Here is a 12,536-nt window from a genome sequence, read left to right as displayed (position 1 = left end):
CCCTGCACAAATTATAATTGCAGAAAATCCGCGTTTAACCCGTTACGATGCTCAGCTTCTGGAAAGACCGGAAAAAGTCGTTGGACGCGTAGCCCATGGACTCATATAACGGCAATACCGGCTCGTTGTGCTCGTCCGCGGTAATAAGTATCTTTGTAACATGACGCTGCTCGAAGCGCTGACGCAGCCCCTGAATAAGCGACTTGCCTATTCCTTTCCGTTGATGTTGTGGCGATACGGCGATCCGATAATAATAACCTTTGTTATTATCGATCGTTCCGATAATCATTCCAACAAGCTCGGAATCTTCGACAGCGACAAGAACCAAATCGCTATCCCATGACAATTGACGTGCAAAAGCTTCCATCGTTTGTTCGTAACACTCTTCGGTTAACACTTCTTCGAGAAGAGCTGTAATCGGTCTGTAATCGGACAACTGGAAGGAACGTACGTTCATTAAATTAACACCTTCTATTTCTTGTCATAGTGCTGCTTCTAGAATATTATACGACAAAATCATACGAATTCCTTCTAAAATCTTCGAAATTCCTTATAAAAATTAAACAAATCTTCGTTTTACTCGTGAAAACGCTTTATATAAAGCGTTTTCATTCATTTTATCTCTTATTTTGTTAAAATTACGTTAATCAGCAATGCTTTGAATAATTGTTTTGCTTCTGTGTTACGCTATGTTGGATTGCTATTAGACGCTCTTTTTGACCATCCGACTTTTGCAACATTAATGTTGATTTATTCGATCGGATAAGGGATAATGGAATTGCTAAGCTACATATATTTAGGAGGTAATAATAATGGCACATCAACTACCAGCATTGCCTTACGCGCACAACGCGCTTGAGCCGCATATCGATGCGACTACAATGGAAATTCACCACGGCCGTCACCACAACGCATACGTGACGAACCTGAATGCAGCTCTTGAGTCCGCTCCTGAATTGCAAAGCAAATCGATCGAAGAGTTGATCTCCGATCTGGCAAGCGTACCTGAAGGCATCCGCACTGCTGTTCGCAACAACGGCGGCGGCCACGCTAACCACAGCCTGTTCTGGGAAACAATCGGACCTGACGCTGGCGGCGCTCCTACCGGCGCTCTTGCAGCGGCAATCGAGAGCGAGCTTGGCGGCTTCGATACTTTCAAAGCTGACTTCGCGAAAGCAGCAACAACTCGTTTCGGCAGCGGCTGGGCATTCCTTGCAGTTGCTAACGGCAAATTGAAAGTATACAGCTTGCCTAACCAAGACAGCCCGATCATGGAAGGCGAAACGCCAATCCTCGGACTGGACGTTTGGGAGCATGCGTACTACCTGAACTACCAAAACAAACGCCCTGACTACATTGCAGCGTTCTGGAACGTTGTAAACTGGGCTGAAGTTGGCAAACGTTACGAAGCTGCTGTTAAGTAATCGTTGCTAATAGGAAAGCGGCGCTGTCCTCATCGAGGGCAGCGCCGCTTTTTTTGTTCCGCCTTCCTTACACCGGTTAGGCAGATGCCGCATAGGATACATCATGATATTTGCCTAATCTGCTACATGAAGGAGACTGAATGTTTGCATGTATGATACTTACGGCAACTTTTACGAGCAGCAATACTATGAAGCCGAGCGGCAAGCGACACCGGCAGGCAGCGACTGCGGCTGCGGCGGACCACGCTTTGCCAGAGCGGAACGCGGACTGTTAGGGCCGGGCGGCCTTCCGCCTGGTCCAGGGCCGGGACCGGGACCAGGACCTGGTCCGGGGCCTTTCCCGCCTGGACCGGGGCCTTTCCCGCCTGGGCCGGGACCTTTCCCGCCAGGGCCGGGGCCTTTCCCGCCTGGGCCGGGACCTTTCCCGCCAGGGCCGGGGCCTTTCCCGCCTGGACCGGGACCTTTCCCGCCAGGGCCGGGGCCTTTTCCGCCAGGGCCGGGGCCTTTCCCGCCAGGGCCGGGACCTTTCCCGCCAGGGCCGGGACCTTTCCCGCCGCCACGTCCGCCGTTCCCATTCCCATTCCCTGTTCCGATTCCGTTCCCGCTGCCATTCCCTCCGGGTCCTCAAGCGAACGTCATCGTTGTCATTAACGGCGGCGCAGCATTCCCGAACGCAACGCAGCGTTACTTCGTACCATATCGCCCGGGATTAACGATTTATTGGGCGCTTGCTCAGACAGGCGCTGTCCAATTTACGCGCAATGGGCAAATCTTCGCTGTTAACGGCATTCGCATCGGCGGACGCGTCAGCTACCAGCTGAGACTGAACGGACGCGTCATTCCATCGACGCTGTTAAACTTCCCTCTTCAGCCTAATGATGCTGTCGGCATCGATCTGATTTTCAATCCTCTTCTTCGTGAAGAAGCTGAAGAGGGCTCAATCATCTACGAGTCTCAGCAATAGACTCTAATTAACAAGCAAAGAGCTCGAAGCAGCGTCTCCCCCGGACGCCAGCTTCGAGCTCTTTGCTTATACAACCGGCAATTAGCCGATTACCTTGCCTTTGCCGCTTAATAACTTTAGAATGTCGTTTTCATAACCGACACGGTACGTCACTTGATACTTGCTTAGCACATATTTGCCATCGACACGCTCGTCAACCGATATAATCGCTGTAACCGTTGCTTCGTCTGAGCCAATCGTCTTCACGATCATATCGTCAATGACGACGTTGCGAGTCGGAATGTACCCTTCGCGGAACTTCTCGTAGCTAGTGCCTTCCTTCCAGTTGCCGCCCAGCAGAGAATAAGCGTATACATAATCGGCATTATTCAAGCTGTCGTAGAAGTGTGTCACCAAGTATTCCGCATATTCCTCCATTGAAGCTTTCTCAGGGAGTAACTCCGAGTCGTCTGAGAACGAGAAAACAGGCAGTTCATCCATCGGCTGCGCGGACCAAGCCTCTGCCATCTCGATAACATTAACAATGGGAATGCTGAACCCGATCGAACCTTGCTCGATTCCCGCAGAGTTGATGCCAAGCACCGCCCCTGATGCTTGATCGACGAGCGGTCCGCCGCTGTTGCCCGGTGCAATAGGAGCCGATATTTGATATAAATCGCTATATTTATAGGGTTCAATATCAAAGCTWCTTCCAAGGCCGCTTATAATGCCGGTTGTCACCGTATTTTGAAACCCCAGCGGACTCCCGACAGCAAGCACCTCGTCGCCAACCTCGGCTTTTTGATCGCGTACAAGCTCAAGCGGCTCTATGCCGGCAAGACCAGGCACTCTAACGACGGCTACGTCTATATCCGTACTTATGCCGATAACCTCGCCTTCCAACTCGCGAGCATCGGCCGTCTTGATCTTCACTACCTCCGCTCCAGCAACGACATGGGCATTCGTAATAAGATCGCCTTTATTGTTATAAAGGAAGCCTGAGCCCTGCGTACCGCTCTCTGTCTCAATCATCACAACTAGCTTCTGTGTCTCAAAAATAACATCCTTAAGCGTCTTAGAACCCTTTGACTTGCTATCGTCAGAAATAGCAAGCATCGGCGCTCCCGTCAATTGCTTCGGCACCTCGGCGCGTATTGCCCATGCCCCGATGCCCGCGCCTCCGATTATGAAGAATGAGGCGATCAGACTGATCCATGCTCCCGTCCGCATCCTATCGCCTCCTAGTCCAAATACCATGTCGCGTGATCCACGACAACAGTTGTATTTTCAACATATACGCCGTATACGGTGCCGCTAAAGCTCATTGCCTCGCCGGGCTCAATGTAGTCGGGTGTTGCTTCTGCAGTGCCAGTACCAATCTTGTTATGCTGAGCATCATAGACGGTATATTCGACTACAACCGTATAAATAGGACGTGTAGCTGCATTTTTGAGCTCTCCGTGAATGATAAGGTCGCCGAACTCGTCCAGCGTGCCCTCAATACGAACAACCTCCACCGCAGCCGTTTGGTTTTTCAGATCCTCTTCGGCCGCCTTCTGCATCGCTTGCTCGAGACGCTGCTGCTCCGCCTGCTCGTACTTATCCTTCTCATTAGAGATCTTGCTCTTAAGCCCAAGCAGACGCTCATCGTCACTAACATAAAGAAGCGCTTTGTCGACCGCATCCATGGCATCATTATATTTCTTCTTATTAAGCAGACTGTCCGCTTCCTCGTAACCGATGTCTACGATTTTCGCCTTAATCTGCTCTCGCACGGCAATCGCCTCATCGCCATCAAGGCCGCTGGCGATATTAAGCTTGGCAGCCAGTTCATTGATCGTCGTCGACGTATCAAGCTCCTGTGTCAGTTTATGCAGCGCAAGCTCTCCGCTGAGCGAGTCGAGCGATTTCTTTGCTTGGGTGAAGATAGGTTCTACCGTATCCTTAAGGTCTTCCTTAACCTGTATTAGAAGGCGCTCCGCTTCGATAAGCTTGCCTCCGGCCAAATGTCCTTTTGCCGATTCCAGCAATTCCTCATAGCCCGCTGCGCGCTTAATAATGTCCTTATCCGCCTGCACCGGGGCAAAGTCCGGACGGAACCCGGCAGCCTCATCAAGCGATGCCAGCGCTTCCTCATATTTGCCCGCCAATGCGTCTTCTCTTGCCTGCTGTTGGAGTAGAATAACCTTATCATTCAGCCGAGACTCATGGCCGTAATAGACGGTCACCGCTGCTGCTGCCAGAACAGCTAGCGCCACTGGTGTTAACCACATCCACCAGCTGCCCCCATTGCGCTGCCTGATCACTACTACATCTTGTTGTGCCTGTATATAGGAATGGCTCAGCTCCGCGCTGACAGCCGATTCATTTTCTATCGTATCGATTACAGCATCTATGGCTGTTACCAATGACTGTTCATCAGCTTCTATAAGCAGCTGTTTGCCGCATTTATTGCAATAAACAGCATCCTCTGGCTGTAATTTCCCGCATTGATGGCAATGCACTTCCTTCAACTCCCAGCAGTATGTTCTCTCTCTATTTCGCTTTTCCATTCCCTATCAATCTACTTCATTCTATTCTACATGACAGATGTGCTTTATACCAACAGTTGGGAAATGAAATATTTAYAAGTATATATCGGCAGAAATAAGAAAACAGGCCAGTATAAACTGACCTGTTTCATAAGTTTAAATTCTATAGATGATTAGAAAGCTTCAATCGCTCCAGCAAATAACGCTTCACATCGGCAGACAAGTCTTCGCGCTCCAACGCGAAGTCGATTGTCGCTTGCACAAAGCCGAGCTTATCGCCAACATCATGCCGCCTGCCGTCGAATCGGTACGCTGACAAGGATGCGATTCGATTGAGCTCCTGCAAACTGTCTGTCAGTTGAATCTCTCCGCCTTTGCCGGGCTGCGCCTGCTCGAGCAGATTGAATATAGCCGGATCAAGCACATACCGGCCGACGACCGCATAGTTGGAAGGCGCCTGTCCCGGCAGCGGCTTCTCGACGATGTCGCGCACGCGCGCCACCTTCTTGCCCGCTTCAATATCGACAATCCCGTATTTATGCGTCTGATCCCATGGCACTTCCATGACGGCTACGACCGAGGACTGCTCTTGTTCATACACATCGATCATATCCCGCAAGCACGGCGGCTGAGACACCAATATATCATCTCCGAGCAGAACCGCGAATGGCTCGTCAGCGATGAAGCGACGCGCGCATAATACCGCATGCCCAAGTCCAAGCGGCTCTTTCTGGCGAACGTAATAAATATCGGCCAACTGCGATATTTCCTTCACAATCGCCAGCATTTCCTCGTTGCCGCGTTCCTCCAGCTCAGCCTCCAGTTCAGCCGACTTATCAAAATGATCCTCAATAGCCCGTTTATTCCGTCCGCTTACGATAACGATACTTTCGATTCCCGATTGAACGGCCTCTTCTACAATATATTGTATGGCCGGTTTATCAATAAGCGGGAGCATCTCCTTAGGCTGTGCCTTAGTTGCAGGCAGGAATCGCGTCCCTAGTCCTCCCGCAGGAATAATTGCTTTGGTTATACGCTTGTCCATTCGAGATACAAGCCCCTCTCTAATGTTTGAAATGATTTTTAGTTCATCATAACCTTATTTCTAATATTATCCAAGCTATATGCTATAGGGCTCGCAACTAGCTAGACTGTAATCGAGGGGTAAGCGGCAATTGTATAACAAAGCTGGCGCCTGCGGTCTGATCGGCTTCCCGATCCACCGTGATCGTACCGCCGTGAATATCGATAATCTTCTTCGCAATGGACAAGCCTAAGCCGCTTCCTCCTTGACTCCGATCTCTCGATACGTCTGCCTTGTAGAAGCGTTCGAATACTCGTTCTTGATCCTCTTCGGCAATACCTACGCCCGTATCGGAGATACGAATGATCGCCATACCGTCCCGTTCCGACAATTGGAACGATATTTTGCCATCCTCCGGCGTGAACTTCATACTGTTAGCGAGCAGGTTGAACCATACTTGGCTTATTAAGTCCTCATCCGCTGTAATGACGGTCTCCTCCATCATCAGCTCGACCGTTTGCCGCTTTGCCACCCAATGCGGCTCACTTGCAAGCACCACGTCGCGAAGCTGCCGATCGAGCCTATATGATTCCGGATGATACGGATGCTGCTGAGAGTCGAGCGACGCAAGCTTTAGTAGGTTTTCGCTTAGGCGCGATAATCTTGTGCTTTCCTGCTTAATAATGCTGACATAACGATTCCGCTCCGACTCCGTCAACTCTTCGCTGCGCAGTGCTTCCGCGAAACCTCCGATCGACGTAAGCGGGGACTGAATCTCATGCGACACGTTCGAAACGAAGTCTTGCCGCATCGTTTCGAGCTGAGATAAACTGACGGCCATTTTGTTCATGCCATCCGCCAGCTCGCCAAGCTCATCGCCTCTTCGCGCAGACAATCTAACCGTAAAGTCCCCTTCCGCCATCCTTCTGGCTGCGGAGGTCATTAACTTCAGCGGCTTAACCAAATATCTCGCAGCCACCAGAATAAGAATACTTCCCACAATAAGCAATGTTGCCAGCAGCGTCACGGCCGTCCATAGAAAGTTGCTGTTCTGCGGGAAACGATTCGGCTGAACGAACAACGCCCAATTCATATTGCCTAGCCGCACCAATTTCCCAATAGCAAACGGCGAAGGCGGTCCATTTTCCTCCGTCCGGTTCACGTTAATACTTACTCGGTATCCGTTAAATACATTGGAGAGCTGTTCGCGATTAATTTGATTTAAAAGCTGTTCACTGCCCTCGCCAGCCGTTACCAAGGATCCCCGTACGCTTATGGCGACGATGTTCTGACCGAGCTGCTTGGACATCTCCTGCAGGTATTGATCCACGGACGCAGGAGCTGACACTGCATAGAGCTGCTCGATTCGTTCAATCGCGCTGTTTATTTGCCCCGGAAGCTGGCCTCTCGCATCTCGCTTGAACATCTGGTTCGTGAATAAGAAAGCGACTCCGATACTAATAATGACAATAAGAAGAAACGTCGCCGTAATCCGAAAATACAAGCTTCGCATTAGCCGCATTCCTCCAGTCGATAACCGAGGCCCCGGATCGTCACAATGCGGAAACGATATTTCTCCTCCGGAAAACGATCGCGGAGCCGTTTAATATGTACATCGACTGTTCGCTCATCGCCGGCGTAATCCATTCCCCATATTTGCTCGATCAATTGATCTCTGGAGAAGGTTTTGCCCGGATAGCTTGCCAACTTGAACAACAGCTCGAATTCTTTAGGCGGGAGCGTAATCTTCTCGCCGCTCGCACTCATTTGGAAATCCGTTTGATTCATCGCGACGCCGCCGAACTCCACCGAATGCGACGATGCAATGCGATACCGCTTTAGCAGCGCCTTCACACGCGCCACTAGTTCAGGCGGATCGAACGGCTTCACCATATAATCGTCCGCCCCCAGCTCGAAGCCCTTCACCTTGTGGGTCGTCTCCCCCTTGGCCGTCAGCATAAGCAGCGGAATATCATAACTCTCGCGCAATGCTGCGCAGAGCGCCCATCCATCCATTCGCGGCATCATGATATCGATAATTGCCATATCCGGCTTTACGGTCTCCAGCTTATCGAACGCCTCGATGCCGTCAACTGCCTCTATGACCTGAAATCCTTCCCGTTTCAAAAAAAGGCTGACGAGCTCGCGAATATTCGCATCGTCATCCGCTACAACTATTTTGGGCATAGCCAATCTCCTCCAGTCCGCTTGCCATTCCATCCTTGTTATCATACTACATGAACATGAACGTTAGATGAACAGTATTGACATTGGTTACAGTTTATAATAATTTTAAATTAAGATTCAATTCAGAACGTTCAGCCACATCACAGGAGGGCATTTCATATGCACAAAACAATTATTATCGGTACTGGTCCTGCCGGATTAACGGCAGCTATCTATCTAGCACGCGCCAACATGGAGCCGCTTGTTATTGAGGGCTGGCAGCCGGGCGGACAATTAACAACAACGACGGAAGTCGAGAACTTCCCAGGTTTCCCTGAAGGCATTCTTGGCAGCGAGCTGATGTCCAATATGCGCAAGCAAGCACAACGCTTCGGCGCAACATTTAAGACCGGTTCTGTAAAAAGCGTCGACTTCAGCAAACGCCCCTACACGCTTGACGTAGAAGGAATTGGCGAGCTGCAAGCGGAGTCGATCATCATCTCCACTGGCGCATCTGCGAAATACCTGGGCATACCAGGCGAGCAAGAAAACATCGGACGCGGCGTCAGCACTTGCGCCACATGCGACGGCTTCTTCTTCCGCGGCAAAAAAATTATCGTTGTCGGCGGCGGCGATTCCGCAATGGAAGAAGCAGTGTTCTTGACTCGCTTTGCTTCCGAAGTTCGTCTTGTTCACCGCCGTGAAGAGCTGCGAGCTTCGAAAATCATGCAGGATCGCGCACGCGCCAACGACAAGATCGTTTGGAGCTTGAACCGTACACCGCTTGAAGTGGCTGCGACGGGAATGGGCTTGCAAGGACTTAAAGTTCTTAACAACGAAACAGGCGAAGAAGAGCTGCTGGAGACGGATGGACTGTTCGTTACGATCGGCCATACGCCGAACACCGGTTTCCTCGGCGGCCAAATCGATACGGACGAGCAAGGCTATATTATTGTGAAGCCTGGCACTTCCGAAACGAACATTCCCGGCGTCTACGCTTGTGGCGATGTACAGGACCGCAACTACCGCCAAGCGATTACGGCAGCAGGCAGTGGCTGTATGGCAGCACTTGATTGTGAGAGATATTTGGAATCGCTCGCTCACGAAACCGTAAATTCTTAAAAAATTTTCATAATCCACTAGTACGAATCGTACAAATTATGTATAATTAAAATGTTGAGAGATAAAATATAAAGGCAATGCTACCGCATTCCTATTCTAGGAAAAAGGTACAACCTCGGCTGTAAAAGCAGAGGTTGTACCTTTTTCATGTTTATCTCTATATTACATGTATAATGAACAATCGTTGAAGGAGCGATGAAAGGCATGTTATTAGAAGCCGTATACCACCGGCCCAAACAGAATTGGGCTTATGCTTACGACGGGAAGACGCTTCATCTCAGAATCCGCACGAAAAAAAACGATCTGGATTCCGTATACGCCATTGTCGGCGACAAATATGCTTGGAAACAAACTAAGACCACTGTTCCGATGAAGATTATGTCTTCTGACGCTTTGTTTGACTATTGGGAAACAGCTGTAGTTCCTCCCTACCGCAGACTTCGTTATGCCTTTCAACTCATTGACGGCAGCGAATCTATTCTGCTTAGCGATAGAGGCTTCGAGCTTACAGAGCCGGATACATCAAACTCTTTCTTCGACTTCCCCTATATCAATCCTATCGATGTTTTTGCACCGCCTGAGTGGGTGAAAAACGCTGTCTTCTATCAGATTTTTCCCGAGAGGTTCGCAAACGGGGACTCTTCCATCGATCCTGACAATGTACTTCCATGGGGTAGCACGGATCCGACACCAACCAATTTCTTCGGCGGCGACCTACAGGGCGTTATCGATCATCTCGATCACATTGCGAGGCTCGGCATTAACGCTGTCTATTTCACGCCTGTCTTCGAGGCAACAACCAATCATAAATACGATACGCGCGACTATTTGAAGGTCGATCCCCACTTTGGCACGAATGAAAAGCTGAAAGAACTCGTCGATCTTTGTCATGGGCGCGGTATACGCGTATTGCTTGATGCCGTCTTTAATCATTCCGGCCGCACCTTCCCTCCATTCGTTGACGCTCTCGCGAAGGGACAGCAATCAAAGTATGCCGACTGGTTCCACGTACGGCAATGGCCGCTTGAAGTTATTGACGGCATTCCAACTTATGAAACATTCGCTTTTGAGCCAATGATGCCGAAGCTAAATACAGAGCATCCTGAGGTGAAAAGTTATTTATTCGAGGTTGCTAGATACTGGCTCGAGGAGATCGGCATAGACGGCTGGCGGCTGGATGTCGCCAACGAGGTTGACCACCAGTTCTGGCGTGAATTCCGTTTGACCGTCAAAGACGTTAACCCCGAGGCTTATATACTGGGCGAGATATGGCATGATTCAATGGCATGGCTGCAGGGCGACCAATTCGATGCCGTAATGAACTATCCGTTCACGAATGCTGTACTAGATTTCTTCGGTCACCAAACCATCGAAGCCGACGCCTTCGCCGCAGCTATCGGCACGCAGCTCGCCGCATATCCGCAGCAGGTAACCGAAACAGGATTTAACCTACTAGACAGCCATGATACACCGCGCCTCTTGACGATATGCGATGATAATATAGAAGCTATGAAGCTTGCAGCCCTGTTCCAGCTGACTTATCCAGGGACGCCTTGTATCTACTACGGTGACGAGATTGGTTTGAACGGCAGCGGAGACCCTGGTTGTCGCAAATGTATGGTCTGGGAACCCGAGGAGCAGAATCAGGATCTTTTGCACTTTTACACACAAGCGATTCACTTGCGTCATGAGTATCCCGCACTTCGCAGCGCGTATATCCGCTTCCTCCATATCGGCTCAGAGGACGGCACGCTCGCCTATGAACGCCAAGAAGGCAATGAACGATTGCTTATCGTAATGAATGCTCGTAACGAAGCGGCCGACCTAAACTTCTCTGTTGTTAATGAGGCATCCCCTTCCTTATTGAGCTGGGCAACGCTTCTTTCAAGCAATAGCGCCGACTCAACTGCTAATATCGTCAGCAGCCCTAGCGGCCAATTCCAAATCACTCTTCCTAGCTACGGCTATCATATTTTCAAACAAATCCTTTAATCTTATAGAGTTTAGCACTTTTAAAAAGCTCCTTCATTTGGCTGCTCAAATAGCCACTTGCAAGGAGCTTTTCACTCATCCGATCCAATCATCATCCAGCGTCTTACGTTGGCCTCCTCCTCAAATCGATTTTCCCAATTCTAGTGGAGATCGCTTTTTTTCTCTTTATCACACTCTCCCCTTTGCTCAGAATCGATCACTTTCATCGAATTTATTCAACAGGTAAGCCTGCCCTCATATAAAAATATTGATTTAAATCCGAAGATCTGTTATTCTAAAAAACAAGAACGCTTGTTCTCGTTTTTACTTGATTGGAGTGATACAATTGAAGTTCAATCTCGAACAGTTCCAATCGCAATATACTAATGATTCAGACTGTATTCCGCTACTATTTAGGATGAAATGGCCGACTGGATACTACTGTCCACGCTGTTCCAACACGTCTTTCTATATGATTAACACACGTAGGTTACCATTATACGAATGCCGGAAATGCAGTCACCAAGCATCCCTTACTGCCGGATCGATTATGGACAAAACTCGAACACCGCTGCACAAGTGGCTGCTCGTTATGTATATTGTTGCGGCTAGCAAATCCAGCATAAATGCGGTGCATCTCGCTAAGCTTATTAAAGTCACGTACAAAACAGCTTGGAGTATGCTTAACAAAATTCGCCACGCCATCACCGAACTAGATCAATCCATCCTTCTTTCAGGACAAATTGAAGCAAAACCCGATATTTATACACGACGCATTTTCCACTCAGCCGAAACGCTCCAACGAGAACGTTCTGTCATCGTGGCCCGCATGATGGCAACTAATAAACCTTCCTACTACAAATTAAAGTTTGCTCCGTCCCAACAAGAGCCAAGAAAACCATTGTCCCCGGTAGCCGAAAACTCGTTTAAAGCAACTCATATTAATCCTTCGACTACTCATATTGACATGATACGTAAGCCCTTCATCCCATGGGGAAGCTATCCGCGTCTGCGGCATTTCGCCCCTTCTGCATTTCGATGGATGAATGACACCTTCCATGGCATAAGTGCGGCCAAAGCTCAGTTTTATATGGACGAATACTGTTTCCGCAAAAACACCAAGCACCTTTCTTCTTCCCAGTCATTTGAGCTGCTCCTAAGTCATTCGCTTATTCCAAACCCAGCAACGATTATGCACACTACTTATTCCTTACTGAAATTAGCGATGTAGCCTATTTTTTCTTTTTTCTTTTTTCTTTCTTCATTTTTTTACTTCTATCTTCTTACTTCTTACTTCTTACTTCTTACTTCTTACTTCTTACTTCTTACTTCTTACTTCTTACTTCTTACTTCTT

The 12,536-nt window shown here is 49.2% G+C and carries 11 protein-coding genes and 1 pseudogene; 6 read left to right on the top strand and 6 right to left on the bottom strand.

Annotation, left to right across the window (positions count from 1 at the left end; genetic code table 11):
* Positions 1–34: 34 nt before the first annotated feature.
* Entirely contained in the window at positions 35–457 is a 423-nt protein-coding gene (locus AB4Z33_RS15235; protein ID WP_337104390.1) for a GNAT family N-acetyltransferase, read from the bottom strand.
* Positions 458–812: 355 nt separating this feature from the next.
* Between AB4Z33_RS15235 and AB4Z33_RS15230 the strand changes: the two genes are divergently transcribed.
* Both AB4Z33_RS15230 and AB4Z33_RS15225 read left to right on the top strand, forming a co-directional pair.
* Complete coding sequence (locus tag AB4Z33_RS15230; protein ID WP_337104389.1) at positions 813–1,424, top strand: superoxide dismutase; 612 nt, start codon at positions 813–815, stop codon at positions 1,422–1,424.
* 148 nt (positions 1,425–1,572) lie between these two features.
* Positions 1,573–2,388 carry a hypothetical protein gene (locus tag AB4Z33_RS15225; protein ID WP_442050713.1) on the top strand — a complete coding sequence of 272 codons (816 nt, stop codon included), beginning with the start codon at positions 1,573–1,575 and terminating at the stop codon, positions 2,386–2,388.
* Between the two features lie 81 nt (positions 2,389–2,469).
* On the opposite strand, the gene AB4Z33_RS15220 is transcribed toward AB4Z33_RS15225, so the two are convergent.
* The 5 genes from AB4Z33_RS15220 to AB4Z33_RS15200 all read right to left on the bottom strand — a co-directional run bounded on the left by AB4Z33_RS15220 (position 2,470) and on the right by AB4Z33_RS15200 (position 8,109).
* Positions 2,470–3,597: a S1C family serine protease gene (locus tag AB4Z33_RS15220; protein ID WP_442050712.1), complete on the bottom strand. Its 1,128-nt coding sequence runs from the start codon at positions 3,595–3,597 to the stop codon at positions 2,470–2,472.
* An 11-nt stretch (positions 3,598–3,608) separates the two neighbouring features.
* Entirely contained in the window at positions 3,609–4,919 is a 1,311-nt protein-coding gene (locus AB4Z33_RS15215; protein ID WP_442050711.1) for an FxLYD domain-containing protein, read from the bottom strand.
* Between the two features lie 142 nt (positions 4,920–5,061).
* On the bottom strand, positions 5,062–5,943 hold the full coding sequence (gene galU / locus AB4Z33_RS15210) for a UTP--glucose-1-phosphate uridylyltransferase GalU (RefSeq protein WP_442050710.1): 882 nt from the start codon (positions 5,941–5,943) through the stop codon (positions 5,062–5,064).
* Positions 5,944–6,040: 97 nt separating this feature from the next.
* Positions 6,041–7,435 (bottom strand): sensor histidine kinase, encoded by a 1,395-nt coding sequence (locus AB4Z33_RS15205; RefSeq protein ID WP_442050709.1) that lies wholly within the window; start codon positions 7,433–7,435, stop codon positions 6,041–6,043.
* A complete protein-coding gene (locus AB4Z33_RS15200) occupies positions 7,435–8,109 on the bottom strand; it encodes a response regulator transcription factor (protein ID WP_442050708.1) in 675 nt (224 codons plus the stop codon). The genes AB4Z33_RS15205 and AB4Z33_RS15200 overlap by 1 nt, the downstream gene beginning before the upstream one ends.
* Positions 8,110–8,268: 159 nt before the next feature.
* Here AB4Z33_RS15200 and trxB point away from each other — a divergent pair, with 159 nt between their 5' ends.
* The 4 genes and pseudogenes from trxB (at position 8,269) to AB4Z33_RS15180 (ending at position 12,412) form a co-directional block, all read left to right on the top strand.
* Positions 8,269–9,210, top strand: coding sequence for a thioredoxin-disulfide reductase (gene trxB / locus AB4Z33_RS15195; RefSeq protein ID WP_442050707.1), 942 nt, complete (start codon positions 8,269–8,271; stop codon positions 9,208–9,210).
* 204 nt (positions 9,211–9,414) lie between these two features.
* Entirely contained in the window at positions 9,415–11,202 is a 1,788-nt protein-coding gene (locus AB4Z33_RS15190) for an alpha-glycosidase (protein ID WP_442050706.1), read from the top strand.
* Between the two features lie 316 nt (positions 11,203–11,518).
* Positions 11,519–11,695: pseudogene (locus tag AB4Z33_RS15185) on the top strand (transposase); the annotation flags it as partial.
* Between the two features lie 36 nt (positions 11,696–11,731).
* Positions 11,732–12,412: a hypothetical protein gene (locus tag AB4Z33_RS15180; RefSeq protein WP_442050764.1), complete on the top strand. Its 681-nt coding sequence runs from the start codon at positions 11,732–11,734 to the stop codon at positions 12,410–12,412.
* The last annotated feature ends 124 nt before the right edge of the window (positions 12,413–12,536 follow it).

This window comes from Paenibacillus sp. 2TAB19, from assembly GCF_052115185.1.
Classification (GTDB): domain Bacteria; phylum Bacillota; class Bacilli; order Paenibacillales; family Paenibacillaceae; genus Pristimantibacillus.
This window is presented reverse-complemented; position numbering and strand designations above follow the sequence as displayed.